The organism is Brachybacterium sp. GPGPB12 (assembly GCF_038396325.1).
Lineage (GTDB): Bacteria > Actinomycetota > Actinomycetes > Actinomycetales > Dermabacteraceae > Brachybacterium > Brachybacterium conglomeratum.
The window spans coordinates 1518341-1545303 of the sequence record NZ_CP149573.1; the positions used below are offsets into that span (position 1 = coordinate 1518341).

25 protein-coding genes, 1 tRNA gene and 6 pseudogenes are annotated in these 26963 nt (G+C 64.7%); 17 read left to right on the forward strand and 15 right to left on the reverse strand.

Annotated features, from left to right (window positions below):
- Positions 1-3: 3 nt before the first annotated feature.
- The 3 genes and pseudogenes from WKH84_RS08650 to WKH84_RS08660 all read right to left on the reverse strand — a co-directional run bounded on the left by WKH84_RS08650 (position 4) and on the right by WKH84_RS08660 (position 3309).
- Positions 4-1352 (reverse strand): annotated as a pseudogene (locus WKH84_RS08650) (IS30 family transposase).
- A 90-nt stretch (positions 1353-1442) separates the two neighbouring features.
- Positions 1443-2423, reverse strand: a pseudogene (locus tag WKH84_RS08655) (DDE-type integrase/transposase/recombinase); the annotation flags it as partial.
- Between the two features lie 94 nt (positions 2424-2517).
- Positions 2518-3309: a glycoside hydrolase family 172 protein gene (locus WKH84_RS08660; protein ID WP_341856321.1), complete on the reverse strand. Its 792-nt coding sequence runs from the start codon at positions 3307-3309 to the stop codon at positions 2518-2520.
- Between WKH84_RS08660 and WKH84_RS08665 the strand changes: the two genes are divergently transcribed.
- Positions 3200-3469 carry a hypothetical protein gene (locus WKH84_RS08665; protein ID WP_341857079.1) on the forward strand — a complete coding sequence of 90 codons (270 nt, stop codon included), beginning with the start codon at positions 3200-3202 and terminating at the stop codon, positions 3467-3469. The genes WKH84_RS08660 and WKH84_RS08665 overlap by 110 nt on opposite strands.
- Positions 3470-3629: 160 nt before the next feature.
- Here the strand turns inward: WKH84_RS08665 and WKH84_RS08670 are convergent, their stop codons facing one another.
- The 6 genes and pseudogenes from WKH84_RS08670 to WKH84_RS08695 all read right to left on the reverse strand — a co-directional run bounded on the left by WKH84_RS08670 (position 3630) and on the right by WKH84_RS08695 (position 8898).
- Entirely contained in the window at positions 3630-4526 is an 897-nt protein-coding gene (locus tag WKH84_RS08670) for a carbohydrate ABC transporter permease (RefSeq protein WP_341856322.1), read from the reverse strand.
- On the reverse strand, positions 4519-5364 hold the full coding sequence (locus WKH84_RS08675; protein WP_341856323.1) for a sugar ABC transporter permease: 846 nt from the start codon (positions 5362-5364) through the stop codon (positions 4519-4521). Before WKH84_RS08675 ends, WKH84_RS08670 begins: the two co-directional genes overlap by 8 nt.
- A gap of 101 nt (positions 5365-5465) precedes the next feature.
- Positions 5466-6131, reverse strand: a complete 666-nt coding sequence (locus WKH84_RS08680) for an extracellular solute-binding protein (protein ID WP_341856324.1) — start codon at positions 6129-6131, stop codon at positions 5466-5468.
- A gap of 137 nt (positions 6132-6268) precedes the next feature.
- Positions 6269-6769 (reverse strand): extracellular solute-binding protein, encoded by a 501-nt coding sequence (locus WKH84_RS08685; RefSeq protein ID WP_341856822.1) that lies wholly within the window; start codon positions 6767-6769, stop codon positions 6269-6271.
- Positions 6770-6853: 84 nt separating this feature from the next.
- A pseudogene (locus tag WKH84_RS08690) lies at positions 6854-7474 on the reverse strand (substrate-binding domain-containing protein); the annotation flags it as partial.
- 512 nt (positions 7475-7986) lie between these two features.
- Positions 7987-8898 carry a substrate-binding domain-containing protein gene (locus WKH84_RS08695; RefSeq protein ID WP_341856823.1) on the reverse strand — a complete coding sequence of 304 codons (912 nt, stop codon included), beginning with the start codon at positions 8896-8898 and terminating at the stop codon, positions 7987-7989.
- Between the two features lie 585 nt (positions 8899-9483).
- On the opposite strand from WKH84_RS08695, the gene WKH84_RS08700 reads away from it, so the two are divergent.
- From WKH84_RS08700 to WKH84_RS08735, 8 genes are all read left to right on the forward strand, one after another.
- Positions 9484-9813, forward strand: coding sequence for an extracellular solute-binding protein (locus tag WKH84_RS08700; RefSeq protein ID WP_341856325.1), 330 nt, complete (start codon positions 9484-9486; stop codon positions 9811-9813).
- Positions 9814-9888: 75 nt separating this feature from the next.
- Entirely contained in the window at positions 9889-10467 is a 579-nt protein-coding gene (locus tag WKH84_RS08705) for a hypothetical protein (protein WP_341856326.1), read from the forward strand.
- Complete coding sequence (locus WKH84_RS08710) at positions 10464-10967, forward strand: hypothetical protein (protein WP_341856327.1); 504 nt, start codon at positions 10464-10466, stop codon at positions 10965-10967. Before WKH84_RS08705 ends, WKH84_RS08710 begins: the two co-directional genes overlap by 4 nt.
- A gap of 10 nt (positions 10968-10977) precedes the next feature.
- Complete coding sequence (locus tag WKH84_RS08715) at positions 10978-11373, forward strand: sugar ABC transporter permease (RefSeq protein WP_341856328.1); 396 nt, start codon at positions 10978-10980, stop codon at positions 11371-11373.
- A 10-nt stretch (positions 11374-11383) separates the two neighbouring features.
- Complete coding sequence (locus WKH84_RS08720) at positions 11384-11695, forward strand: hypothetical protein (RefSeq protein WP_341856329.1); 312 nt, start codon at positions 11384-11386, stop codon at positions 11693-11695.
- On the forward strand, positions 11626-12195 hold the full coding sequence (locus WKH84_RS08725) for a carbohydrate ABC transporter permease (RefSeq protein ID WP_341856330.1): 570 nt from the start codon (positions 11626-11628) through the stop codon (positions 12193-12195). Before WKH84_RS08720 ends, WKH84_RS08725 begins: the two co-directional genes overlap by 70 nt.
- A gap of 51 nt (positions 12196-12246) precedes the next feature.
- On the forward strand, positions 12247-12792 hold the full coding sequence (locus WKH84_RS08730; RefSeq protein WP_341856331.1) for a hypothetical protein: 546 nt from the start codon (positions 12247-12249) through the stop codon (positions 12790-12792).
- Positions 12744-13691 carry a hypothetical protein gene (locus WKH84_RS08735; protein ID WP_341856332.1) on the forward strand — a complete coding sequence of 316 codons (948 nt, stop codon included), beginning with the start codon at positions 12744-12746 and terminating at the stop codon, positions 13689-13691. Before WKH84_RS08730 ends, WKH84_RS08735 begins: the two co-directional genes overlap by 49 nt.
- 388 nt (positions 13692-14079) lie before the next feature.
- On the opposite strand, the gene WKH84_RS08740 is transcribed toward WKH84_RS08735, so the two are convergent.
- Positions 14080-14169, reverse strand: a tRNA-Lys gene (locus WKH84_RS08740).
- Positions 14170-14560: 391 nt separating this feature from the next.
- On the opposite strand from WKH84_RS08740, the gene WKH84_RS08745 reads away from it, so the two are divergent.
- The 5 genes and pseudogenes from WKH84_RS08745 (at position 14561) to WKH84_RS08765 (ending at position 19671) form a co-directional block, all read left to right on the forward strand.
- Positions 14561-15028 (forward strand): MerR family transcriptional regulator, encoded by a 468-nt coding sequence (locus WKH84_RS08745; protein WP_341856333.1) that lies wholly within the window; start codon positions 14561-14563, stop codon positions 15026-15028.
- A gap of 172 nt (positions 15029-15200) precedes the next feature.
- Positions 15201-16676: pseudogene (locus WKH84_RS08750) on the forward strand (SulP family inorganic anion transporter).
- A 129-nt stretch (positions 16677-16805) separates the two neighbouring features.
- Positions 16806-17873 carry a tyrosine-type recombinase/integrase gene (locus WKH84_RS08755; RefSeq protein WP_341856334.1) on the forward strand — a complete coding sequence of 356 codons (1068 nt, stop codon included), beginning with the start codon at positions 16806-16808 and terminating at the stop codon, positions 17871-17873.
- Complete coding sequence (locus WKH84_RS08760) at positions 17845-18204, forward strand: helix-turn-helix transcriptional regulator (RefSeq protein WP_341856335.1); 360 nt, start codon at positions 17845-17847, stop codon at positions 18202-18204. Before WKH84_RS08755 ends, WKH84_RS08760 begins: the two co-directional genes overlap by 29 nt.
- A gap of 525 nt (positions 18205-18729) precedes the next feature.
- Positions 18730-19671 (forward strand): hypothetical protein, encoded by a 942-nt coding sequence (locus WKH84_RS08765; RefSeq protein WP_341856336.1) that lies wholly within the window; start codon positions 18730-18732, stop codon positions 19669-19671.
- A 184-nt stretch (positions 19672-19855) separates the two neighbouring features.
- Here the strand turns inward: WKH84_RS08765 and nrdF are convergent, their stop codons facing one another.
- Together nrdF and nrdI are read right to left on the reverse strand one after the other, a co-directional pair.
- Positions 19856-20821 carry a class 1b ribonucleoside-diphosphate reductase subunit beta gene (gene nrdF / locus WKH84_RS08770; RefSeq protein WP_341856824.1) on the reverse strand — a complete coding sequence of 322 codons (966 nt, stop codon included), beginning with the start codon at positions 20819-20821 and terminating at the stop codon, positions 19856-19858.
- 40 nt (positions 20822-20861) lie between these two features.
- Positions 20862-21296 carry a class Ib ribonucleoside-diphosphate reductase assembly flavoprotein NrdI gene (gene nrdI, locus WKH84_RS08775; RefSeq protein ID WP_341856337.1) on the reverse strand — a complete coding sequence of 145 codons (435 nt, stop codon included), beginning with the start codon at positions 21294-21296 and terminating at the stop codon, positions 20862-20864.
- 408 nt (positions 21297-21704) lie between these two features.
- Between nrdI and WKH84_RS08780 the strand changes: the two genes are divergently transcribed.
- From WKH84_RS08780 to WKH84_RS08790, 3 genes and pseudogenes are all read left to right on the forward strand, one after another.
- On the forward strand, positions 21705-22523 hold the full coding sequence (locus tag WKH84_RS08780) for a zinc ABC transporter substrate-binding protein (RefSeq protein WP_341856338.1): 819 nt from the start codon (positions 21705-21707) through the stop codon (positions 22521-22523).
- Positions 22520-23262, forward strand: a pseudogene (locus tag WKH84_RS08785) (metal ABC transporter ATP-binding protein). The gene WKH84_RS08780 and the pseudogene WKH84_RS08785 overlap by 4 nt, the downstream one beginning before the upstream one ends.
- On the forward strand, positions 23259-24161 hold the full coding sequence (locus WKH84_RS08790) for a metal ABC transporter permease (protein WP_341856339.1): 903 nt from the start codon (positions 23259-23261) through the stop codon (positions 24159-24161). The pseudogene WKH84_RS08785 and the gene WKH84_RS08790 overlap by 4 nt, the downstream one beginning before the upstream one ends.
- Here the strand turns inward: WKH84_RS08790 and WKH84_RS08795 are convergent.
- From WKH84_RS08795 to WKH84_RS08805, 3 genes and pseudogenes are all read right to left on the reverse strand, one after another.
- Positions 24137-24818 (reverse strand): annotated as a pseudogene (locus WKH84_RS08795) (metal-dependent transcriptional regulator). The gene WKH84_RS08790 and the pseudogene WKH84_RS08795 sit on opposite strands and share 25 nt — an antisense overlap.
- A 668-nt stretch (positions 24819-25486) precedes the next feature.
- Complete coding sequence (locus WKH84_RS08800; RefSeq protein ID WP_341856340.1) at positions 25487-26536, reverse strand: ArsO family NAD(P)H-dependent flavin-containing monooxygenase; 1050 nt, start codon at positions 26534-26536, stop codon at positions 25487-25489.
- Positions 26533-26952, reverse strand: coding sequence for an arsenate reductase ArsC (locus WKH84_RS08805; protein ID WP_341856341.1), 420 nt, complete (start codon positions 26950-26952; stop codon positions 26533-26535). The genes WKH84_RS08800 and WKH84_RS08805 overlap by 4 nt, the downstream gene beginning before the upstream one ends.
- Positions 26953-26963: the final 11 nt, after the last annotated feature.

Below are 26963 nucleotides of genomic sequence, written 5' to 3' on the forward strand. Positions count from 1 at the left end.
GATTCAATCGGTGGATGCAACACCCTCTTGCTCGAGTGACTGTAGTCGCTCGGCGAACACCTCAGCTGGAGACTTCCAGCCGAGGACCTTCCGGGGACGATTGTTGACTGCCAGCGCGACCGCTTCGAGGTCCTGCACAGTCCAGCGTGAGAGATCGGTACCCTTCGGGAAGTACTGACGTAGCGACCCGTTCGTGTTCTCGTTCGTGGGCCTCTGCCACGGCGAGTGGGGATCGGCGAAGAACACCTTCGTGCCCGTCTCCACAGTGAACTGCGCATGCCCAGACAGCTCCTTGCCGCGGTCCCAGGTCAGCGTCTTGCGCAACTGCCGCGGCAGGGTCGTCATCGAGGCAGTCAAAGCGGCGTTCATCGCCACAGCGCCGTAGCCGGCCAGGGCGGGACCGTTCTTGACCCGCGGTGTCTGCCCGTAGCCGTCCAGCCGAGGCAGGTGCACCAGCAACGTGGCTCGGCTCTTGCGCTCAATGACGGTACCGATCGCGGACCGGTTCGTGCCGATGATCAGGTCACCTTCCCAGTGTCCTGGCACGGCGCGGTCAGCGGCTTCGGCGGGGCGTTCACTGAGGACCACATCCTCGGTCACGTGCCCTTGAGGCTTGTTCTTCGACCGGGCTCGGGGCGCCCGCAGAGATCGGCCGGTGCGCAGGCAGGCGACCAGTTCTCGCTTGAGCGCGCCCCGGCCCTCGATGAACAGGGACTGGTAGATCGCCTCGTGACTGATACGCATGGACTCATCCTCGGGGTAGTCGATCTCAAGCCGGTGTGAGATCTGCTCCGGACTCCACGCCGTGACCCACCGCCGGTCGGCCCGGCGTGGCTTCGACCTGCCCTTCCACGCCGGTACGTCCGGCCCGGCCACGATCGACCCATCTGGATGGCACACATCGCCGCTGAGCCGGTCCTGGACGTAGTTCCGTAGTTTCGGGTTCGCGACCAGCTTCGCGGTCTTCGGCCTCCGCGCCATCAGCTCCGCCTTCCACTGCGCGACCGAGGCCCGGTACTCCAGCTTCCCGCCGCGGGTAGCGGCGTTTCGACGCGACTCGCGCGAGATCGTGGCCGGGTCGCGGTTGATCCTGCGCGCGATCTCGCGCACGCCCACCTGCTGAGCGTGCAGGACAGCGATCTCCTCCCGCTCAGGAAACGACAGATAACGTCCGCCAGGCTCGGTGAGTTCGATCGTCCTCATGCCGCCACCTTGTCGGAACCAGCGTGCCCCGACGGTCGCAGACACGCCCACCTTCCCGGCGCGTCCTCCGAGGAGCGTCCCGTCGCTATCTCTTTCCAGAACCTGCGTTCGATGCCGCGGCGCGTCTTCGGGGCGCCTGGCGAGATCATCGCCGACCGGCCCGTGAGTTCCTTCAGCCATCCAGCTGGTCGTCCCATCAACACCCTCCTCGACCTGAGGTGTTGCGTCCACCAGTTGAATCCACCCTGCGATCCGGTATCGCTGTGCGCCACCAAAGAACCTGGTGAGACCTGGTTTCCCTCGCGTACCCGCGCCACAGCGCGATTTGCAGTGGCGTCATGACGAGATCGGTGCGCATGCTCGAGGACGCGGGCCAGCCCACGACACGCTGAGCGAACACGTGGACGACGAACCCGACGTACACGAACCCGGTCCAGGTGCGGACGTAAGTGAAATCGGTGACCCAGACCAGGTTCGGAGCCGGGCCGTGAAGTCGCGATTGAGCAGGTCACCCGCCCGTTCCCCATCAGGGTTCGGGATGGTGGTGCGCGGCTTCTTCGCCTGCCGGATACCTTCGAGGCCGAGGGTGCGCATCGCCCGGTCCACCGTGCCACGGGAGGTGCCGGCGAGGCGTTCCTGACGGCGGAGCAGCCGCGCTCCACTTCCGCCGCCCGTAGAGGCCCTCCGGCGTCATCTGAACCTGCCCGGTCACGGGGTTGGTCCTCCAGGCGAGGTCGCGGTTCCTGTCCTCGACCAGAGCGTCTGTGACGGTGCGGGCAGCGATGCGGGCCGGTCGCTTCCAGGACCGGTAGGTGCGTGCAGCGATCGCTAGGCCCTGCCGGCGCAGGACGCGGAGGATCGACTCGATTGCATAGCCCTCGGCGCGCATCTCGACGATGAACGCCAGGATCATTGGTTGAGGGGTCGAGCTCCCGGGCGAAGAAAATCGAGGCCCGGCGCAGGATCTCATAGTCCTCCCGCAACCGCTTGTCCCCGGCATTGAGACGTTTGACCTCGGCAGGCTCCTCGCTCGTGATGCCGGGACGGGTCCCATCGTCGACCTCGGCCTGGGCCAGCCAGCGCCGCACGGACTCGCGCGAAACGCCCTCCCGCCGGGCGACCGCGGTAACTGCGGCAGTGAGGGTGGGGTACTCGTGGGCGTGCTCCCGGACGAGCCGCACGCACCTCGCGCGCGCCTGGGGATCGATCTTCTTCGGCATGCTGTCCATCCTTCCGGACTTAAACAGCAGCGGAATCAAACGTACCGCGGTGACCGGGGGCCAGGGCTGATAGCGCCCACTGGCCCCCGGCCGGTCAGCGTGGTCTGCGGTCCTTAGCAGTGCCGATCTGCCCGTCGACACCAGTCGGGTGATCGAGGTACCAGTAGGCGACGCTGGCGATGTCGTCGTTGCGCTCGAAGAGCCCGTTGTCCCAATCGCCGATCATCTGCTGAGTGACGCGCAGGTCATCGGCGAAGTGGATCGGGTCGAGCATGTGCCAGCGGTACATGTCGAACTGCGGCGGCATGGCCCGCTCGTAGTTGGAGAACTTGGTGGTCTCCTTCGTGGCGACGCGCGTGAAACCGAAGGAGTGGCTGGAGTATGTGCCGGGCACTGGCTCGGGATCCTTCTGGAGACCGTCCTGAAAGGCCCACGAGCCGCCGACGTAGTCCTCGAGGCCGGTGCTGGTCAGCGAGGGCCACTGCTGGTCGCCGTCTGTGAAGAATTTGATCTCCCCCTCTCCCCACCAGTACCGCTCGAGGGAGGTGACGGAGAAGAACGAGCCCAGGTACACGCCGCGTCCCCGCACGGTGTCGAGAACGACGTGGTCGTTGCCTTTGCCGACGTCGCCGTTGGAGCGTCGCCACTGGGCGTGGAAGTAGCCCATGTCTTCGCTGAGCTCGTCTCCGGTGGTGCAGTCGACTTGGTAGAAGAAGCCCTTGACTGTGTCGGGGTGCTGACTCTCGATGACGATGCGAGCCCTGGTCCGGAACGGCATGGAGATGAACGCGTTGAATCCCGAGTTCGGAGCGACGACGATCGGCGCCGACTCGACCCTGCTGGAGACGGCGCCACCGCAAAGAGAAGAAGTCTCCGAGCGGTGCAACGACCGAGGGTTCGGTCGCTTCGTCCCAGTACATCTTCAGTACCAGGTTGCGATAGACGAAGGGGTTCGCCTCGGTGATTGCGTTGCACGTGATCCACAGGTGACGGATGATCCCCGGGCCCTCGACATCGGCGAGGACCAGCTTCTGTCCCGGCTGTAGATCGACTGCGGGCGATCCTTTTCGCCCGGTACCGAGGCGGGAGGTCGCCTGCGCCGCGGCTCCCTTTCGCCCCTCGGGGTTCTCGGCGTTGAAGGTGTGGCTCGTGATGCCGCGCTTCATGCGGGAGGGGGTAAAGATGTCGAACAACGAGACTCCTTGGTTACTTCACGGCTCCGGCAGTGACGCCGTTACTCAGGGTCCTCTGGAAGATGAGGAAGAAGAGGATGGTGGGGATCAGGGACAGGAACGAGCCGGCGTTGACGACCGTCATGTCCACGGTGTGCTGGCCGCGCAGGGTGGCCAGGGCGATGGGGATCGTCTGTGCGCTCTGGTCGTTGAGCAGGACTACTGGGATGTAGAACTCGTTCCACGTCCAGATGAAGAAGAAGACCATGAGGACCGACAGGGTCGGCCGGATGACAGGCACGACCACGGTCCACAGGATGCGCCAACGCCCAGCACCGTCCATACGGGCCGCTTCGAGAAGCTCCTTCGGGAAGGTGCCGAGCACACCGGAGAGGAGGTACGTGCCGAACGCTCCTTGCAGGACGATGAAGATGATGGTCACTGACCAGATGGTGTTCAGCGTCCCTGTCGCCTGGGCGATGTAGAACAGCGGGTAGACCAGTGCTTCCTGCGGGATCATCGTCGCCAGCAGCAAGATGGCAAGGATGCCCGTGCGCATTCGGATGCGGCCGACGCCGATGGCGTACGCCGCGAGCACCGAGAACAGCACACCGATGACGGCTACCAGCGCGGAGATGACGATGGAGTTCGTCAGCGCTCGGGGAAAGTCGATGATCTCGAGGTAGCCGCGCACTGGACCGAGGTCCAGGCGCTCGGGCCATGCCAGGGGGCCGTTGGTGGAGTAGTCCGCAGGGCTCTTAAAGGCGTTGAGCAGTACCAGCAGGAACGGAGCGAGGACGACCAGAGCACCGACACAGGACAGCACGAGCGTCAGGAGAGAGGCCGGGCGCAGACGAATGTTCAGTCCGCGTTTGCGGGGCGGCCGTGAGTCCACCGGGATGTCCGGCGCGGTGGTGAGTGTGTCAGGCATTCTCGGTCCTCCTCTGGAACCAGAGCATCACCAGCGCGACGACGAGGATCACAGCGGCCATGACCGTGGCGATCGCGGAGCCGTAGCCGACTTGCGAGAGCTCGAAGAAGTTCCGGTAGGCGTAGTAGGACGGGACGACGGTCGATCCCTCGGGGCCGCCCCCGGTGAGGATGAGGATCGGTGCGAAGACCTTCAGCGCCGCAACGGTCGCGGTGAGCGACACGATGAAGATCTCAGGCCGAATCTCGGGAATGGTGATGCGCCGGAGTTGCTGGAACCAGGAGGCACCGTCAAGATCTGCGGCTTCATACAGCGAGGGGTCTACACGGCCGAGCGGCGCCATGAAGATGACCAGCGGGTATCCGATCTGCGACCACACCATCATGAGCATGACGGTGACGATCGCGATCTCCGGGTCTCCGAGCCAGTCGGGCGGATTCGCGATGCCGAGCGTCTTGAGGAACGAGTTGACCGCGCCGGCGTCGGTGTTCATGACCCAGCTCCAGATGAAGCCGGCAACTGCGATCGGGAGGATCTGGGGGAGGTAGAAGCTACCGCGCAGGAAGCTCGCGATCCGGCTTCCGTAGCGGGGCGCGATCAGGTTGAACAGGAGCGAAGCAATGATCAGGCCGAGGATGGTGGGGACCACGACGATCGCGACGATCATGAGCAACGAGTTCTTGAACGACATCCAGAAGTTCTCGTCCTGGAGCAGTTCGGCGTAGTTGCCCAGGCCTACCCATTCCATGTCGGCGGCGCCGCCGCGCCAGTCGAACAGACTGATTGCGACGTTCGCGCCGAGCGGGACGAGCACGATGACGACGAACCCGATCGCCATCGGCAGAAGGTAGGGCCAGTAGGTCTCCCGGTGACCGGATGCGCGGCGGGGACTGGTCTTCGGTCGCGTCGCGGGGCGGGTGACTGGGTGCGTGGACGCTGTCACTGCTGGGTGCCTTCGTCGTAGAAGGACTGCGCCGCATCGAGGTACTCCTGCGCGGTCTCGTTGCCATTGGACATGGCCTGCATATGCTCCTGGATGAAGTCGAGGAAGCCGATGACCGGGTAGTCCGGGTAGTACGACAGCGCGTTGCCGTCCATCAGCTCCACGAACCCTTCGGTGTAGTCGCGGGTGCGCTCATCGGTGATCGCTGCGGGGTCACCTGCGATGGGCGACCCACCGAGCTCTCCGATGAGGTTCTGCACCTCGTCGGACAGCGTGATGTCGATGAACTCGTAGGCGAGTTCCTTGTTCTTGGCGCGCTCCGGAACGCCCCAGAGGTGCCCGGAGGAGCCCATGACGAGGTTCGCGCCGGGGAACGTCATCCAGCCCCAGTTGAAATCGGCCTCAGCCACAGCGCGGTGGAACACTCCGTGGTTCCACACCACCATTGCGGCGTTGCCGCTGAGGAAGTTGACGGTGGCCTGCTCGAAGTTCAGACCTGCGATATCGGTACCCACGTACCCTCGGTCGATCCAGGACTGGAAGCGCTCCGTTCCCTCGGCCCAGGGGTTGGCAGAGAAATCGACAGGGCCCTTCACGAACATGAAGTCGTCGATTTCATCGCGGGCGGCGATCGCGGAGACCAGGGAGTACCAGATCCACATCTGGTTGAAGCCCTGGCTGGTGGCGCGGAGCTTGCGATAGGGGTGATGCCCGCGACCAGCAGGGTGTCCATCGCGCTTCGAGGCCTTCGAGGTCGCTGATGTCAGGGGAGATGCCGTGCTGGTCGAAGAGGTTCTGGTTATAGAACAGCGTGACGTACTCGCCGATATTCGGGATACCGAACCAGGAGCCGGAGCCGGCCATGCCGTCCTCGTACAGGGCGAAGGAGCTCATCGAGTCGCTGACCTTGGCGTCCCACCCGCGTGCGGTCACGGTCTCGGTGAGGTCGGTGAGCAGGCCCTGCGCGAGCAAGCTGGCCGCCGTCTGCGTTGCCCTTGTTGAACTCGATGACGTCGGGAACCTCATTGCCCGACAGGGTGATCTTGGCGTTCTGGCGAACCGCATCGAAGCTGGTCTGCTGGAAGTCGACGGTGACGTCGGGGTGCTGTTCCTTGAAGATCTCCAGGGCGCGCTTCCAGCCCTGGCCCTGAGCGGAGGTGGGATCCTCGTACTGGAGGACCTTGAGAGAGGTGCCGTCCCCTTCTGCGGACGACCCGCAGGCGGACAAGCCCATGGTCATCGCGGGGAGAGCAGCGGCGGCGCCGAGGGCACCGAGAGTCTGGCGTCGTGTGAACGTCATCGTTCTGACCTTTCGAAGGAGAGCGGTTTCAGCTGTGGTGGGGGTTGACGGAGTCGCGGTAGATGAGTGGACAGGGAACTTTGAGGCGATGCGGTTCGCGCGGGGGTTCTCTATGAGGTGGACAAGTTGTCGTACTGCCTCGGAGCTCATGCGTTGGTGAGGTAGCTCGACGGTGGTTAGGCGTGGGGTGAAGAATTCGGAGGTGTACTCGACGTTGTCGAAACCGACGATGCTGAGGTCCTCCGGAAGCGACAGGCCGTGCCGTCGGGCGGCCTGTGCGACTCCGAACGCGGTGCGATCCGAGAAGCAGAACAGCGCCGTGGGTCGTTCTGCCACCGGGCGGGAGAAGAGCGAAGCGGTCGCCGCTTCTCCCGCAGAAATGGAGGGATCCGCCGCGTTAATGATCAGCGGCGTTGCCTCGTCCCCGAGGTGTTCCCGCACAGCATCGCGGAAGCCCTTCTCGCGCAGGTGCCGAGCGATGTACCGGTCGTCATCGACGCCGACGTATCCGACATGTGTGTGGCCTGCAGAGATCAGATGCGATGTGGCCTCGAAGGAGCCCTGGGCTTCGTCCGCGATGACTTCGGTGACAACGGGGTTCGACCCCGTGCTGATGCAGTCGAGAAACAGGAACGGCGTGGTGTCCGGGACCGTGGGGATGTCCCGTCGGCGGTAGTAGTCGGCGCCGAACACGATCCCGTCGACGTCGCGCTGCGCAGCGCGGTCTGGATCGCACTTTCCTCCGCACCGGGGGCGTCTGTGACGGGGATCGTGATGAGGATGTACCCGGCCTCAGCCGCCGCGGCCTGTGCCCCGCCCGTCAGGCCGGAGAGGAACGGATCATCAGGGCCCGTGTAGCAGATCAAGGCGATCGCATGGCTCTTGTTGAGCTTCAGACCTACCGCATGGGGATTGGGCCGGTAGCCCATCCGGTTCGCCGTCACGCGGATCTTCTCAGCCAGGGGCGGGTTCACCCTCCCCCTGTCCTTGTGGTTCAGCGCGAGAGAGACCGTCGACACTGAGATGCCGAGCTGGTCGGCAATATCCCGCATCCGCACCATCACGACTCCCTCCTCGCGTCTCGTCACCCGGTGTCAATCGATTGATCCGGGACGCTAGAGACGTCAAACGGTTGACGCAACAGTGTCAAGCTCTGTCGTCAGCATCGGGTCCGTCGTGCGGCGTCAGCTTCGGTGGACTCGTGCGGGCGCGACTCGTCACCGCAGGACGAGTTGGGTCGCGAGGCGCGAGGTCTTCAAGGGCGCCGCATCGTTCGCTATGCGACGCAGGAGGGTCCGGGTCGCCTCGCCCCCGAGAGCGGCGGCGTCCTGCGCGACCACACTGACGCCACCGCAGACAAAGTCGGCAAGAGGAAAGTCATCGAAGCCGATGAAGCAGTTGAGCCCGGCATTAAAGTCGGCGCGGATCATAGCCAATGTGGTCAACGAGTTTCCAGAGACTATGCCGGTTGGAGGGTCCGGAAGCTTCGTGAGCCATGCCAGATGGCGACGTGTGCGCTCAACGTCAGGCCGGTGCTCGTAGATCAGAGCGGGATCAAGATCGATAGAGCGACTTTCTAGAGCCGCGCGGTATCCGCGCAATCGCTCAACCTGAGTAAACACTCGAGAGGAGTCACCCATATAGGCAACACGTTGATGGCCTTGCTCCAGCGGCGTTTCGACAGCCTCCTGCATCCCGCGCGCGTTATCCGATAACACCGCATCGGTCGGCTCACCCGGCACGGGGCGATCCACGCAGACCACGGCGGTACGTCCCATCCGGTGAAGGAGCCGCGGCCTCGGCGCCTGAGTAGGGGCAAGGATGATTCCATCGACTTGGCGTGCGGCGAGTGTTGCGAGGATGGTCGCCTCGCGTCGGGGATCTCCCATGCTTGATGAGACGATCACGGTCGTGCCCTCGTCAACAGCGTGCTCCACCGCGAGAGTGACCTCGGCAGCAAACGGCTCGGAAATGTCCTCGACAACTACGGCGATTGACCTAGAAGTGGTTCGCCGCAGGTTTTGCGCAAAGAGGGTTCGGGCGATACGAAAGTGCCTCGATGGCCCTGAGCACCCGTGTTCTGGTGCTCTCGGCGACGTAGCACTCGCGGTTGATGACTCGCGAGACAGTCTTCGTGCTTACGCCTGCGCGATGGGCGACATCGCGGATGGTGGCCGGCCGAGTACGGGTCATGAGCGACCTCCCAGTGTCGCTTCCCCGCGAGCGAGGGACGGAAAACTATGTCAACGATGTCAGGCAGTCCGGCCAGGGACATTGAGGCCAAAAGTGCACTCCAATAGGGTGATCACCCCAGAGGGCATCTAGGCGAAGCCGCCTTGTAGCCGGAGACTCGAGACAAGGATGTCATGGACGCGGCACAGGTGCTTCGTGGTGACGTCGACCCATCGAAGAGAGTGAGGAAGCATGCGACGACGCCGCTTCTTAGCCGCCGTCAGCGCCCTGGGACTAGCTGGGGCCGCTACCGCGTGCAGCGGACGACAGATGCTGTCGAGACGGGCGATCTGCAGTTTTTCAACGATGCCGCATCGTGGGAGCCGGGGTACCTGGCGCGGGGGATGTGTTGCGAGAGAGGATGGGGTGGGGATTATCTCCCCAGACGATCCCGAATGCATCCTCGTATGAGCAGGTCATTCGGTCGCTGTTGCAGACACAAGATCCTCCCGACCTCGTCAAATGGGGCTGACGGGTATCGGATGCGCGATCTCGCCCGCACCGGGGCCCTCGCTGAACTGAGCTCAGCGTGGGAGGCCTCTGTCGACGCCGGGTGGCTCGATGATGAAATGCGCCAAGACTTCACGTTCGACGGCGGCACCTTTGGGATGCCGCTCATTCAGGGCTACTACGTCATGTTCTACAACGTGAAGGTGTTCGAAGAGCTTGGTCTTGAGCCTCCGGCAACCTGGGGTGAGTTCCTCGACGTATGCCAAGCTCTCAAAGCCGCAGATGTAACTCCCATCGGGACAACTCAGATGAACATCTGGCCCGTGGCGAACTGGTTCAGCATGCTGGCTGGCCGCCAATGACGCCGATTGGTACCGCGCGCTGTGTCAGAACGAGGCTTCGTTCTTGGACGACCAGGCGATGGGACTCATGGAGCTGTGGCAAAGCAGATGATCCGAGACGGGCTACATACGAGCGCGGACTCGGTCAGCGACAACTTTCCCTCGATGCTCGCCTCCGGCCGCATCGGCATGCGACCCACCCCTGTCAGCTGGAGCACCCAGTCAATGGAGCTCGCAGGCATGGAGTCCGGGACCGGATTCGACGCGTTCCTGCTTCCAGCCGTGCATGCTTCCTCCCCGACCGTGGTCACGGAGATCGCAGGGCTCGTGGTTCCGGAGCGCTCCCGGCATCGTGCCGAGGCGACCGAAGCGCTGGCCTCCTGGCTCGCCCCGGAGGTTCAGGAGCCCTGGTCCGCCTTCCTCAATGGTTCCAGTGCGAACCAGCACGTCACTTGGTCCGACCCCGTGAGCCAGCGTCTCCAGAGCACTATCCGGGACCAGAACCTTGACGTCGTCAACCGCTACTGGGAGAACTCGCCGCCGCCGTTGGTGGTGGGAGTGACGCAGGATCTCGGCGGGTTCATGGCCGACCCCTCTGACCCCCGAGGCGTTCTCGAGTCTCTTCAGCGCAAGGCCGAGTCCGAATGGTCCTATTGGCAGGAGGCAACCCGATGAGTTCCGTGACCGACCGGCGCGGCGTTCTCTCTGCCCAGCGCCGCCGTGACCGCCTCGTCCGCGGCCGGCCGCGCCTGCTGTTCCTCACGCCGGCTGTCGTCCTGGTGGGGCCGCTCGCGCCGCTCCCTTTCGCCCTTACCGTCGGACGCGGCTTCCTCGACGACGCCGTAGTGGACCCCTCTTTCGCGGGCCTCTCGAGCTACGCCCGCCTGGTCACCGACCCGGTGATCGTCCGCTCGAGCATCAACACCCTGTTCTGGCTGGTGGGCACCGTCGTGATCCCTGTCGGTCTCGGGCTCGCGATCGCCGCCCTGACCAACTCTGTGTCATGGGGCAAGTACGCCCGCCTCGCGATCGTCCTGCCCTACGCACTCTCGGGGACCGCCGTAGCCGTCGTGTGGAACTTCGTCCTCCAGGACACCGGCGCCCTGAACTCCCTCTTTGCGTGGGATCGGCCTCGACGCCCTCGCCCAGTCCTGGCCGCTGAACTGGCCCGGTAACACCATCGCTTTGATCATCGCCAACTCGTGGCAGGCCACTGGGGTGGCCGTGATCCTCTACCTGGTCGGTCTCCAGGGCATTCCGCGGGAGACCATCGAGGCCGCCGCGCTCGACGGCGTCGATGGGATCCGTCGGTTCCGGCTGGTCGTCGTGCCGCAGGCGCGCACCTCGACCGCGGTCGTGATGGGCATCAGCCTCGCCAACGGCCTGAAGTCCTTCGACCTGATCTGGGTGCTCACCAACGGCGGGCCGGGCCGCGCTACCGAGACCCTGGCGGTGTCGATGTACTGGCAGAGCTTCGTCCTCCAGCGCCCCGGTTCAGGAGCCGCCATCGCCGTGGTCCTGACCATCATCGTCGTTGCCGTCTCCGTCGCCTACCTGCGCAAGCAGCTGCGCACGCACTGAGGAGCATCCCGTGAAGACCCTTCGATCCCTCATCGTCGTCCTGCTCGCGCTGATCTGGTTCCTGCCCACCTACCTGATCGTCGTCAACGCCTTCACCCCCAACGATGCATACACCGGAGACGTCCGCTGGTTCCCCGGCGGCGTGGCCATCTTCGAGAACATGGCCGCGCAGCCTGGGAGGCCGCGCGGCTCGGCCCGTCGATGCTCAACAGCTTCGCGTACGCCGTGGTCGCCGGGTGCCTCGCCGTTCTCGTGGCGGCCTTCGCCGGGTTCGCGGTCACCGCGATCCCCGGAGGCCGGAGAATCTTCTGGTTCTGGCTGATCTACGCCGGTTCCCTGTTCCCCGCGCAGGCCTTTTTGCGACCGCTGTTCACCGGTTACGCCGAGAGCGGGCTCTACGACACGCGGATGGGACTGCCGCTGATCTACGTCGCCACATGCATCCCCTTCTCCTTCTTCATCATGCGCAACCACATGCTCACCATCCCCCCGGAGGTCGCCGAGGCGGCGCGGCTAGACGGCGCGAACTGGTGGCGCGTGTTCACCCGGTTCCACCTACCCCTGAGCAGGTCGGCCCTCGCCGCCGCGTTCATCTTCCAGTTCGTGTGGGTGTGGAACGAGCTCCTGTTCGGCATCACCCTCAGCTACAGCGAGCAGATCCGCCCCGTCATGGCGGCGCTTGCGGGCCTGCAGAGCAACTACGGCACGGTCGGCCCACCCGTCGTCCTCGCCGGAGCGCTACTCGTCTCCCTACCCACCGTGGTCGTCTTCCTCGCCTTCCAGCGCGTGTTCGCCTCCAGCCTCGGCGGCACGCGGATCTGACCCGGGCCGGCGCACGCGCCGGACCCGCACCGGAGCCGCGGCTCCAGCCCGATGCCAATCCACAAGATCAAAGGACTGATCCGCATCATGCCCGACATCCACTACCAGCACCCCGGCACCTGGTTCGGAGACTGCATGCCGTTCTTCCACGACGGCGCGTTCTATCTCTTCCATCAGCGCGACGGCCGCGACCCCGGCCCGCTCCCGGACTGCGAGCCTTTCGGCTGGGCCCTCGCCCGCACCACCGACTTCGTCGAGTACGAGGACCTCGGCGAGGCGATCGTTCGCGGCGGAGAGCACGACCAAGACCAGTTCATCTACGCCGGCTCCGTCTTCGAGGCCGACGGGACGTTCTACGCGATGTACACCGGCTTCAACCGCGACCACTTCGCCGCGGAGGGCAAGCCCTCCCAGGTCCTCATGATCGCCGAAAGCGACGACCTGATCCACTGGCACAAGACCGACAAGTCGCTGGTCGCACCGCAAGAAGGGTACGACCCCGACGACTGGCGCGACCCGTGGGTCATCTACGACGAGGACGCCGGCCAGTGGGTCATGATCCTCGGTACCCGCAAAGCCGGCCCCAAGACGCGCTGAGCGGCTCGACGGTCTACTTCACCTCGACCGACCACGAGAACTGGGAGTTCCAGGGCGATTTCTGGGCTCCGGATCTGTTCACCATGCATGAGATGCCCGATGTGTTCCGCGAGGGTGACTGGTGGTACCACCTGGTTACCGAGTACAGCGACAAGTCCAAGACGATCTACCGTCGCTCCCGCTCCCTCTATGGGCCGTGGGAGGCGCCCGAAGACGATGCCTTCGACGGCCGTCCGTACTACGCGGCGCGCTCGGTCTCCGATGGCGAGAACCGCTACCTCGTCGGCTGGGTCGCCACCCGCTGGGACGACGACGACACCAAGACCTGGCAATGGGGTGGCACCCTCGTCGTCCACCAGATCGTGGTGCGCGAGCACGGCACGCTGGGGGTGAAAATGCCCGACGCGGTACGCGAGCACCTCGCCGCCTCCACTGTGACCACGCTCGAGCCCTTCACGCTTTCGCGGAGCGACGGCCTGGCCCAGCGGATCCTCGCCGAGTCTGTGCCGCGACCGTGTCTGCTCGAGACGACGCTGAAGATTGCTCCAGGCACCCGGGAGGTCAACTTGCGCTTCGGCGAGGACACCGCGACCGACATCGGCTATCAGTTCTCGATGGTCGTCGACGAGCACCACCTCGAGTTCGACAAGCGCCCCAACTGGCCCTGGGGACAGCTCGACAATCGCGGCCTTGAGCGGCCGCCGCCGGACCTCACCGACGGGCAGGAGCACCGGCTGCAGCTCGTCCTCGACGAGGACATCGCGACGCTCTACGTGGACGACACCGCTCTGAGCACGAGATTTAACAACCCCGCAGGATCCGCCGTTGTGCTTGACGTGATCGAAGGGGCAGTGGAGATCGGAGCAACCTCCGTTGCCACCAGTGCTACCCAGATCTGAGGGACTCACTCGCGCCTGAGATGTGATCCGGTGCCGCCGGGCGGCGCTGTATGCGGGCCTGCGGCACCGCCCGGCGGCACTTTTATCCGCGAGACTGCCACAACCTGAGCAACCTACTACTACCGAGAACTCGCCTCGCACGGGCCGCAACGGACTTCTACCGCAGATTCGCTCTCCGGGGGCGTAACCAGCCTCACGCCACCGCGTTATTGCTGGCCGCTTGTGGTGCGGTGCTCAGTCGAGACCCCTGGCAGGATCCTCCGCAGAGTGGCCGGCGCCGCCAGTCTCATGCCCACTCACCCCGCACAACCGCGTTGCTGTGAAAGCCGCTGTCAACGCCAGTAGCGAGACCTTCCTCTAGAGGAAGCTCTCCCGACATGACCTGCGGTGGGCCCGGAGGGGATCGAACCCTCGACCCGCGGATTAAAAGTCCGCCAGGGCATGCGCGAACGAACACGTTTTCGCAGGTCATGACCCCGATGCGACTCGAGCGAACCGACCAGACACCATCGCGTTGCTGTCAGCACTGCTGTCAGATCTGCGGCCGCCTCCGTAGCCGCCTCTATGTGCGGATAGTTCACACTGGCGCACTATCTGAGAATTATTGAACAGATGCAACAGTGATCCGCGGTCGCCCATCGAGCAACCCAGGTCTCGCCCTTGGCTTACATGTGCGTGGTGCTGGTGGCGCGGGGTGTGAAGGCGGTTCCCACGCTCGACACGGGCAGGTGGGCAGGTGTGGTACTGGCCCTAATCTGGATCGCGTTCCCTTCAGTGCGGTACGCGCATCACGAGGTGTGCCTCGGGCGCGGGCGCCAAGGTTCGCCCGAGGTGCTGGGAGCGTCATCACGGTGGGGCAAACTGAGGACATGAGCCAGAACAACGATCGCCAGCAGCTACTGCACATCGGTGCGGTCGCTGAGCGCACGGAGCTCAGCCTGCGGACGCTGCGACACTACGACGAGATCGGTCTGGTCAACCCGTCCGAGCGCAGCGAGGGAGGGTTCCGGCTCTACTCCGAAGCCGACGTCGAGCGGATCCTGCTGATCCGTCGCATGAAGCCGCTGGACTTCACGCTCGAGCAGATGCGCGAGCCGCTCGACGTCACCCACGATGTCGCCCAGCCCGACGCGCCGCTCGAAGCAAGGCAGAAGTCGCACGAGATCGAGGCCATCGCGATCGAACGACGCGCGCGCTGGAGAAGAAGGTCGCGATGGCCGATGAGTTCCTCTCGCGTCTCCGCGACCTCTCGACCCCCGCTCACCAGGACGATGCAGGGGAGCGCGAGGCCTGACGCGAGGGTGGTCTGTGACGCAGAACTCGTATTCACGAGGTAAAAGCTAACGTAACGTGAGGGTTGGCCTTTGGGTCCCTCACGGAAACGTTCCGTGCCGCCGGGGCCCATCCCTCTCATCTCGCTAGGACTCCCCCGTGACTTCCCTCAGCACTGCGCCCGTCGACAGTGGACCCCAACACTCCCAGCAGGAGCCGGACACCGTTCTCTCGGCCCTGCGCAATCCCCGCCGGCTCAAGACCGAGGTCCTCGCTGGTCTCGTCGTTGCTCTCGCCCTGATCCCCGAGGCGATCTCCTTCTCCATCCTCGCCGGCGTCCCCCCGCAGGTCGGGCTGTTCTCCTCGTTCGTCATGGCGGTCACGATCGCGTTCGTCGGTGGCCGGCCCGCGATGATCTCCGCCGCCACCGGCGCGATCGCCCTGGTGATCGCGCCCATCGCCCTTGAGTACGGGCTCGATTACTTGATCGCGACCGTGATCCTCGCCGGGGTTCTGCAGGTCGTCCTGGCGGCGCTCGGCGTGGCGAAGCTGATGCGGTTCATCCCGCGCGGCGTGATGACCGGCTTCGTCAACGCCCTGGCGATCCTCATCTTCACCGCCCAGCCGCCTCACCTCTTCGGTGAGGACATCCCCTGGATCGTCTACCCCCTGGTGCTGGCGGGCTTGGCGATCATGGTCCTCGTCCCGCGCCTGACCACCGTGGTCCCCGCGCCCCTGATCGCGATCGTCTCGCTGACCGGCGCTGTGCTGGTCAGTGGATGGAAGAAGCGCCCAATGTCTCCGACCAGGGCGAGTCGCCCGAATCGTTGCCGTCCCTGTTCATCCCCAACGTGCCCCTGAACCTCGAGACAGCCGCAGATCATCGCCCCCTACGCCTTCGCGATGGCGATCGTGGGAATCATGGAATCGCTTATGACCGCCAAACTCGTCGACGACATCACCGACACTCACTCCAAAAAGACCCGCGAGTCCTGGGGGCAGGGCATCGCGAACATCGCCTCCGGGTTCTTCGGCGGCATGGGCGGTCGCGCCATGATCGGCCAGACCATGATCAACGTGAAGCAGTCCGGAGCCCGCACCCGGATCTCCACCTTCCTCGCCGGCGTCTTCCTGCTGATCCTCGTCCTGGCCCTGGGAGACATCGTCGGCCTGATCCCGATGGCGACCCTGGTCGCCGTGATGATCATGGTCTCCGTCGCCACTTTCGACTGGCACAGCATCCGGCCCTCCACCCTGCGCCTGATGCCCTGGTCCGAGACCGCCGTCATGCTGGTCACCGTCATCGCCACCGTCGCCACCCACAACCTCGCCATCGGCGTGGTCCTCGGCGTGATCACGGCGATGATCCTGTTTGCCCGCCGCGTCGCCCACCTGGTGCACATCGAGAAGGTGTGGGAAACCGACGTCAACAGCGATGGCGCCATCGACATTCGCCGCTACGCCGTCAAGGGTCAGCTGTTCTGGGCCTCCAGCAACGATCTGGTCTACCAGTTCGACTACGCCGGAGATCCCCAAACCGTGATCATCGACCTCACCGCCGCCGACGTCTGGGACGCCTCCACTGTCGCCGCCCTCGACGCCGTGCAGACCAAATACACCGCCCGCGGCAAGGAAACACGCATCATCGGGCTCGACGGCGCCAGCCTCGAGCGCTTGGAGCGCCTCTCCGGCAAACTCGGCGACGAGCACTAAGCAACCCGTAGGTTCGGCACGAATTCCGGATGCGCCCTGTAGGGGATGCATCAATGATGCAGCAGATGCAATACTGTCCCGATGGTCCACGAACATCCCGGAGTGTCTCCGCTTCGACGGCTCGGCAACGTGCGCGCGCTGGACGAGAAGCAGTTCGTGCTTGACGCGATGCTCTCGGGGTGGAGTGATCAGCAGGCCAGCAGGGCGCTCTCGTGGCAGACGATCGCGAGCCGGGCACAAGTTGTGCGGCGGTTTGGGGAGTTCACGGGTCGGTATCCGTGGGAGTGGTCGCCGGGCGATTTGGAGGACTTCACCACGCAGGCGAAGTCGCGTCCCCATCCAGCGGCGCGATCAACGATCCGCGGGTATCACACGATCATTCGCCTGTTCTGCGACTACCTCACCGACGCACGGTACGAGTGGGCAACGGAGTGCGAGGAACGCTTCGGATCGACGCCTCAGCAGATCTGTCACGAGTGGAACACGGCTACTCATCTACTCGACTACGAAGGGCGCGCGGAGCGGCGCGCCCTCACCTACGACGAGCTGGAGCAGTTCTTCACCGCAGTCGACGAACGGGTCGAGACCATCGTTCACCGCGGCCGGAAGGGAGCTCTCTCGGCGCTCCGAGATGCCCAGATCTTCAAGACGATCTATGCCTACGGGCTGAGGCGGGCGGAAGCCACCGGACTGGACGTGGCAGATCTGCGACCCAACGGCGCGGCTCCACGGTTCGGGCGATTTGGAGCTGTCGATGTGCGGTGGGGAAAGGGGTCCCACGGATCCGGACCTCGCCGGAGATCAGTGTTGACCCTGCCCGAGCTGGGCTGGATCACCGACGGCCTCGCGCAATGGATCGACGCGGCTCGCCCACGGTTCACCGACTCGGCATCGGGGCCGCTCTGGCCAACCGAGCGAGGCGACCGGGTGTCGCCGCGCTACATTGATCTGCGGTTCGCCGCGATCCGCGACCAACTGGAATGGCCGGCCGAGCTAAGCGTGCACGCGCCGCGACACACCTACGTCACCAACCTCATCGAGTGGGGCTATGCGGAGAAGTTCGTCCAGGACCAAGTAGGGCATGCCTATGCCTCGACCACGGCGATCTACACCTCCGTGGGCGACGATTACAAGAACCGGATGATCGCCAAAGCGCTCTCTCGTGTCTATGGAGGACCTGATGACACCACCCAGTGATGACACTCCGATCACCTGGCGGCTTCGCCAGGTAATGGCCGCCGCGGGGATGTTCCAAACCACCGACCTCATCGAGCCACTGCGCTCCCAGGGAGTGCAACTCTCACGGGAGCAAGTCTTCCGCCTTGTGACCAAGACGCCGGAACGCCTCAACGTCGAAGTGTTCGCGGCACTCTGCCGCATCCTCGACTGCACTCCGAACGACCTCATCGAAATCCCGCCGGCCCAAGCCAAACGCGCGCGCCGAGCTGGAGGCTCGCCACGGACAGAAGGCCCCGCTATCGGCTCCCTCCGGCCCATCCCGGCCAAGATTCATCGCCCGACCGAGTAAGACGAGCAGGCGACCTCTATGACTCCGGTGCAAATCGGTCGCGACTCCTGCGGAAGCGGTGGCCCTGCTCGGTACGCCATCCTCGAGCGGCGCATCTGCAATGCCTGCTACTCCCGGCTCAGGCGACATCCTGGCCAGTGCCCCGGATGCCGTCAGGTCAAAGTCCTCGCGTTCTACGACAGTGACAGGCGTGTCGTCTGCGCGAGCCGCGCTGGCGCACCGCCGCGGTTCGGTCGCACCAGTTGCGGTAGCGAAGACCAGCTCACCGGGTCCCAGTGCGGGACATGCCGACTGACCGACCGCCTCCGGGAAGTCCTCTCCGACAAGCACGGGCGCATCCACCCTGACCTGGCTTCCTTACACGAACACCTGCTCACCGCGCGCGACCCCCGCTCGGCCACACGATGGCTCCGGCGTGAGCCAATCGGGGAGACACTCCGAGCGATGGCCACTGGGCAAGCAGCAATCAGCCACGACACACTGAACGCGCTCCCGCTATCGCCCCGTGTTCGCTACCTCCGCCGCATGCTCATCAGCGCAGGGACACTCTCCGCCATCGACGTCGAGTTGAACGACTTCGAGCTCAAGGCCACCGCCTTCATCGCGGGCCTTCCTGATAAACACGCCGCGATCCTGAAGCAGTACTTCACCTGGGAAATCCTGCGCAAGCTCCGCCAACGCGCCACTACTCAGCCCGTGACCGCCAGTACCGCCAACTCTCGGTACTCCGAGTCGCGCAAGATAGAAGGGTTACTGGCATGGCTCGACGACCACGGCCTTTCACTGTCCACGCTGAACCAGGCCGCCCTCGATCGATTCTTCGCCGAGCATGACTATCAGAGCGTCCACAGGACTTTCCTCAACTGGGCCGTGCGTCACCACCTCACGGGTCCCGTCGCCGTACCCGGCAGGAAGCCCCCTCGGCCCGATGCCTCGGTGCCAGATGAGGTCATCTGGAGCAAGATCGATCTTCTCCTTGAGGACCGTTCGATCCCCCTGCCCAGTCGGATAATTGGCCTGTTCATCCTGGTGTTCGCCCAGAGGCTGTGCGACTGCGTCCGCCTGCGACGAACCGACGTCGTCGACGACAAAGGCGAAGTATCCATCGCGTTCGGCAAGACGCCGGTTGTGCTCCCTGCATCGATCACCAGTTTGCTTCGTCAGCACCTTGACGAGTCACGGGCTGAGCGACCATTCGCTGGCGGCGGCTCAGAATGGCTCTTCGCCGGCGCCATGCCCCAGCACCACACGAGTGAGGCCAACGTAGCCCTTCACCTCTCCTCACGCGGTATCCGCGTGCGAGAAGTCCGCCGCGCCCGGATCGACCAGCTCGTCCAACAGGTCCCCGCCAGCGTCGTGGCCGACGTCGTCGGCATCAACATCGCAACCGCCCTCAAACATGCCGCCAACACCAATGCAACCTGGGGCACCTACCCTGAACTGCGAGCTACGACCACCGAGGAATAATTCGCGATCGAACGATGCCGGTCCCCGGTAATCTGAGTGCGAGTGGCCAGGCGAGCCGTTGCGGCAGACCTGCGGACGGGTTCAGGTCTGTCGCAGCACGGTCTGCGCTGAGTGCTTGCCCCGGGTCGTAGCGATCCGGGGCATGCGCGGTACCGCTTCGCGTCCGACAGGTGAGTCTGCGTGCCTAGAAGTCCCAGTCGTCGTCGCTGGTGTGCTCGGCCTTGCCGATGATGTACGACGATCCGCTTCCGCTGAAGAAGTCGTGGTTCTCGTCGGCGCTGGGGGCGAGGGCGGCGAGGATCTCTGGGCTGACTGACGTCTCCTCGGCGGTGAACCGTGCCGGGTAGCCGAGGTTCATGAGGGATTTGTTCGCGTTGTAGCGCACGAAGGCGGCGACGTCGCCCATCAGGCCGAGGGGTTCGTAGAGCTCGCCTGAGTAGTCGAGCTCAAGGTCGTAGAGCTCTTCGAGCAGGGTGTACGTGAACTCCTTCATCTCGTCGCGGCGGTTGGGGTGAGCCTCGAGGCCGCGCTGGTACTTGTAGCCCGAGTAGTAGCCGTGCACGGCCTTGTCGCGCAGGATGAGTCGGATCATGTCGGCGGTGTTGGTCAGGGTGGCGTGCACGGAGAAGTGCGGCGGCAGGTAGAAGCCGGCGTAGAGCAGAAGGCTGGAGAGCAGGGTGGAGGACACCTTCCGCTTTAACGGGTCGGGCCCGTAGTAGTACTGGAGCACCTTCTTGCATCGCGCTTGAAGCAGGTCGTTTCCGATCGCCCAGCGGTAGGCCTCATCGATCTCTCGGGTACTGGTCAGGGTCGAGAACACCGAGGAGTACGAGCGGGCGTGGACGGACTGCATGAAGGCGATGTTGGTGTAGACGGCTTCCTCGTGCTCTGTGCGGGCGTCCTGGATCTGGCAGATCTCCCCGACGGTGGCCTGCACGGTGTCGAGCATGGTAAGGCCGGTGAAGACTCGCATGGTGAGGGTTCGTTCATGGGGCGCGAGTGCTTGCCAGGCCTGGTGGTCGTTGGACAGGGGCACCTTCTCGGGCGACCAGAAGTTCGCGGTCAGGCGGTTCCAGATCTCGAGGTCCTTCTCGTCGCTCACGCGGTTCCAGTTGATCGGACGCGCGGTGCGCTGGGGTCGTGTCGGTATGCCGGAGGGGTGATGGAGCCTTCTACGGCTGTTGTGGCGGTCATGCTGTTCTCCTCTGTTCGTTGTTCTTGTCGTTCGTCGTGGCTGTCCGTTGCCAGAACAGGTCGAGCCCTTCGTTCACGCACTCAATATCGCGCTGGGTGCCCAGGAGTTCGAAGCGATAGAGCTCTGGGACACCGCACTTTCGGGAGATGACTGGGCCGGCGAGGCAGTAGTGCTCGCCGAAGTTGGTGTTGCCTGCGGTGATCACCCCGCGCAGCAGCGCACGGTTGGCGGGATCGTTGAGGAAGGCGATGACCTGCTTCGGCACGGCCCCGGCCTGCTCGCCGCCGCCGTAGGTGGGGACCACCAGAACGAAGGGGCGGCACACGCGGACCATCCCCTCGACACGGGGGCGGAGCGGGATCCGCACCGCAGGCCGCCCCAGCCTCTCCACGAAGCGCGGCGTGTTCTCGGAGACGCTGGAGAAGAACACGAGATCTGCTGACTCCTGTGGCGTCAGGTCACGTGTTCCGAGTCCCGGTCTTTGCGCGCTCGATGCCTGCCGTCATCGATCCCTCCTTCGTCGTCGTCCCATCCGACTGACCTCGAACTACTAGATGTTGGGTCTGCACTCCGCGGGGGTGACACATGTAGTGATATCAGTCCTGGCAGCCCTCGACCATACGCCACGCCGGGTTTGTAACTTCGGCATACCGAACCATACGATTTGAGGGTCCGGAAGTGGCCACGCCTGTGGCCGTGAACGAAGAGAGGTCGCCGATGCACATGCGAGGACGATGGAAGGTCGCGCTCGGCGCAGTCGTTGCGAGTGCGGCGCTGGTGCTCACCGGTCGCTCCGCTGGAGCCAGGCCGGATCTTCGCCGACGACGGAGAGAAGCCGGTGGTGTTGACGACGTTCACCGTGCTGGAGGACATCGCGGAGAATGTTGCGGGCGACCACCTCGTGGTCGAGTCGATCACGAAGCCTGGCGCGGAGATCCACGGGTACGAGCCGACGCCGGGAGACATCCGGAAGGCCTCGGATGCCGACCTGATCCTGGACAACGGCTTGAACCTGGAGGTGTGGTTCGGCCAGTTCGTCGAGGAAGTCGATGTGCCTCATGTCGTGGTCTCGGAGGGGATCGATCCCATCGACATCGCGGGGGACGCCTACGCGGGCAAGCCCAACCCGCACGCCTGGATGAGCCCGAAGAACGTGCAGGTGTACGTCGACAACATGGTCGCGGCGTTCAGCGATCTCGACCCGGAACACGCTGAGGACTACGAGAGGAACGGGGAGACCTACAAGCAGCAGCTCCAGCAGGTCCAAGATGACCTGACGGGCGAGCTCGAAAGTCTTCCGACCAGCCAGAGAGCGCTGGTGACCTGCGAGGGCGCATTCTCCTACCTCGCCCGAGATGCCGGGCTGACCGAGAAGTACATCTGGCCCGTCAACGCCGAGCAGCAGGCGACCCCGCAAAGCAGATCACCTCCGCGATCGAGTTCGTCGACGAGAACGAGGTCCCCGCCGTGTTCTGCGAGTCGACGGTCTCCGACGACCCCATGCGAGCAGGTTGTGGGTGCTACGAATGCACGCTTCGGAGGAACGCTGTTCGTGGACTCGCTCTCCGAGGAAGGCGGCCCGGTGCCCACGTACCTGGATCTGATCCGCCACGATGCGGACACCATCACTGCGGGACTCACCGGAGAGGACTCATGACGACAGCGGCGATCGATGTCAAAGGTGTCACCGTCCGCTACGGCGATGTACTCGCCCTCGACGACGTATCTGTTGCGGTGCGGGCGGGTGCGGTGACGGGGTTGATCGGAATGAACGGCTCCGGGAAGTCCACCTTGTTCAAGGCGATCACCGGCATGGTCCGGCCTGACGCAGGCGGCGTCCTGCTGAATGGCGCGCGACCGGCGCCGGCCAGGCGGCGAGGACTCGTCGGCTACGTCCCCCAGAGCGAGGACGTCGACTGGGCTTTCCCCGTCTCTGTCCGAGACGTCGTGATGATGGGAAGGTACGGCCACCAGGGCGCCACGCGCCGAGTTCGGCCCGCTGACCGCATCGCTGTGGACGAAGCCTTGGAGAGGGTGGAGCTCACGGAGTACGCCGATCGACAGATCGGCCAGCTCTCCGGCGGGCAGAAGAAGCGCGCCTTCGTCGCCCGCGGGATCGCCCAGGACGCACGGATCATCTTCGCTGGATGAGCCCTTCGCCGGCGTGGACAAGCGCAGCGAAGCCACCATCGTCGATCTTCTCCGCGCACTCGCTGACGACGGCCGTACCGTCCTGGTCTCCACCCACGACCTCCATGCTCTGCCGCGGCTCGCCGACGACGCCGTCGCTGCTGCGAACCATCCTCTTCCACGGCCCGGTGAAAGAGGCCCTCACACCCGAGAGGCTCGCTCTCGCCTTCGGCCTGGACGTTCTGCAGCAGGAGGGTGCCGCATGACCCCGCTCGACTGGCTCCTCGAGCCGCTCTCCTACGACTTCATGACCCGTGCGCTCGTCACGACCGTGATCGCTGCCGTGGTGTGCGCACTGCTGTCGTGCTGGCTGGTGCTCATCGGCTGGTCGCTCATGGGGGACGCCGTCTCTCACGCCGTCCTCCCCGGAGTCGTCATTGCCTACATCCTCGGTGTCCCGTTCGCCATCGGCGCGGTCGTCTTCGGGTTCCTGGCGGTCGGCATGATCGGGCTCGTCCGCGGGACGAGCCGCGTGAAGGAGGACGCCGCCATCGGCATCGTCTTCACCACTCTCTTCGCCCTCGGGCTGGTTCTGATCTCGGTCACACCCAGCCAGACCGACCTCAACCACATCATCTTCGGCAACATCCTCGGCGTCTCCCGCGCAGACCTCGTCCAGATCGCGATCCTGGCTACCGTGGCTCTTGTCACCCTGGTGTTCAAACGCCGCGACCTCACGCTCTACGCCTTCGACCCGACACACGCCCACGCGATCGGCCTGTCTCCCCGATTCCTCGGCGCGCCGCTGCTGGGTCTTCTGGCGCTGACCGCAGTTGCCGCTCTCCAGGTCGTGGGAGTGGTGCTCGTCGTCGCGATGCTCATCATTCCCGGAGCGACGGCCTATCTGCTCACCGACCGCTTCGGGCGGATGCTCGTGATCGCGCCGGCCCTCTCGTCACTCTGTTCCGTGGTCGGGATCTACATCAGCTACTGGGTCGACGCCTCACCCGGCGGCCTCGTCGTCCTCACCCAGGGATGCGCCTTCGCACTCGTCTACCTCATCAGTCCCAAGCACGGCCTGCTCAGCAAGAAGGTCGGAGCTCGCCGGTATCGACGCGATACGGCTCGCCGGCGTGAGGATCAGGTAGGCCCCGCAGAGACGTAGAGGGCATCTGTCGCAGAGCGTCCCAGCAACGTTGGCGAGCCCACTTCTCCAGAACGAACTTCCAGCGCATCGGAGAACGGCGCTCCCGCCGCGACCACAAGCGTGGCCCCGACTCCGATGCCCTGGGACTCGAAGAACTGCAACATCGCCGGGTCCGTGTCCGAGATCCGCTCGACCACAAACCTGCCCTCCGCTCCGACGTCGGTGAGACGCCGCGCATCAGGCACGGTCACTGTTCCGTCCGCTGCAGGGATTGGATCACCGTGCGGGTCACGCCGGGGGCGACCCAGAACGTCATCGATCCTCTCCACCATCAAGTCCGAGACGGCGTGCTCGAGTACGCTCGGCCTCCTCGTGGACCTCGTCCCACCGATACCCGAGGGTCTCCACCAGAAACGTCTCGATCAAGCGATGCCGCCGCACCATCACCAGCGCGTACGAACGACCGACCTCCGTCAACTCGACCGAGCCATACCTCGCGTGAGACAGAAGACCCTGCTCAGTCAGTTTCCGCACCGCATCCGAAGCGGACGACAGGGCAACACCGGTCCGGCGCGCGATGAGCTTCAACGTCACTGGCTCGTCACTCCACTCGGACAACCCCCAGATCGCCTTCAGATAGTTCTGGGCACTCGCAGACAGCTCATCGACGGACATGGCACGACGATAGCCTCGAAGCTTCAACTTAGCTATATAGAACTCGAGGCTTCGGCGCGCCACGGACTCACGTAGTAGGCATCGACCGTGAGGTGCGTCCCGGGCCCGCGCCTCATCCGGCACTGACGCAGAACCCTGAGAACAATGCTCAGCCGAATGAATCTCTCCCCCGGCAGTCTGAGCCTCGTTGGCTAGACGCATCCGCGAGCCTCCGCTGGCAGTGATCGGGACTGATACGCGATCAGGTGTCAGCTTGACACCTACTCGTGCATCAGTCCCGTCCCCTGCGTCAGCATGACGCGATGGCAGATGCTCTCCCGTTCGCTGTCATCTCACGCTGGCACTCCTCGGCCCTGTGCTCGGGAACGGACTCCGCGAAAGCTTGTCGGCAGGTGGGGCGACAGATCTTCCGGCCATCGGGTAGCAAGCGCGTGGGCGATCCCAAGCCGTTTTGGCGGATGCGCTCGTCCGCGCAGACAGTCGCGTGCACTCTGCACAGTGCCGCACCGCAGTGCCGGCAGAATGCGACGGCGGGGACGGAATCGGTCCCTGCATCTGTGTGTTCCCAGCAATTCATCTGTCTACTCCTTGATAAGTGGCTGATCGAGATGGATTCTTTGGGTGTCTTTGATGGACGTCAAGGTGGTCGAAGTCATCGCGCTCAGAGGTCATGCCCTGTCCATTCTTGCCCTGATCTCGGCGACGGCGAGCTTGGCGGTCCGGGTTGCGCCGATGATGGTGGCGGAGGCAAACCCAGTCCAGTCGCCATAGCCAATCAAGTGCAGTCCGGGGTGGCCGATGCTCTGAGTGCCCTTGGTGGCGGGTTGGCCGCGGTCGCGGGGCGACCTCAATCCGCTCAGGTGACCGAGGTGAGGGCGGAATCCGGTGCACCAGATGATCGCATCGAACTCGTGCTCTCGGCCGTCTCGCCAGGAGACTCCCGTCGAGGTGAGGCGGTCGAACATGGGCGAGCGGTTCAGGACGCCGCGATCGCGGGCTTCCCGTACGGGTGGCACCATGACGATGTCTCCGAGTTCTTCCACCCCGCCGTGATCACGACCGGAGCGACGGACCGCCTCTCGAGCGGTGGCAACGTCGAAGAGGACGGCGCCGTCGACATCGTCCGGCATGAACCGCGGCGGGTGCCGCGTGACCCACACGGTGTCGGCCACCGCTGAGACCTCGGCGAGAATCTGCGCGGCGGAGTTCCCTCCTCCCACGACCACGACTCGTTCGCCGACGAACATGTCGGGCGAGTCGTAATCGACGGTGTGCGGCTGTTTTCCGGAGAACGTGTCCTGACCGGGGTAGTACGGGACGTAGGGGCTCTGCCATGTGCCGGTTGCACTGATCACCGCAGCGGCATTCAGCGAGCCCGCATCGGTCTCCACCACCAGGCGTTGGTGGTCAGGTCGTACGTCGGTGACGTCGACTGATCGGCGCACAGGGAGGTTGTAGCGCTTCTCGTAGCGTTCGAGATAGTCCACGACGTGGCTAGCGGTGGGGAAGAGCTCGCCTGATTGGGCGGGCATCGGCCAGCCGGGCAGAGGACTGTACTGAGCTGGGGAGAACATCCGCAGCGATTGCCAGCCGTGCCGCCAGGCACCGCCTGATCGCTCCTGGTCGTCGAGGATGATGAAGTCCAGACCGGCGCGGCGGAGGAAATAGCCCGCGGCGAGTCCTGCCTGGCCTCCACCGATGACGACGACGTCACTCATGGTCGTGCCGGGTCCGGGCCGAGCAGTTTGGCTGTGAGCGTCTCGATCCGAGATCGGATCTCGTCGCGGATGGGGCGGACTGCGTCGATGCCCTGCCCGGCGGGGTCGTCGAGCTTCCAGTCCTCGTAGCGCTTGCCGGGGTAGAACGGGCACGCGTCCCCGCAACCCATCGTGATCACCACGTCGGAGTCCTGCACGGCCTCGGTGGTCAGCACCTTTGGCTCCTCGGCGGTGATGTCGATTCCTACCTCGGCCATGGCCTGCACTGCGACCGGGTTGATCTGCTCGGCGGGCATGGACCCCGCGGAGCGGACCTCGATGCGGTCCCCGGCGAGCTCCCGCGGCCACCCGGTCGCCATCTGGGATCGACCGGCGTTGTGGACACAGACGAACAGGACGCTGGGGCGAGCGGTCATGGGAGTCTCCA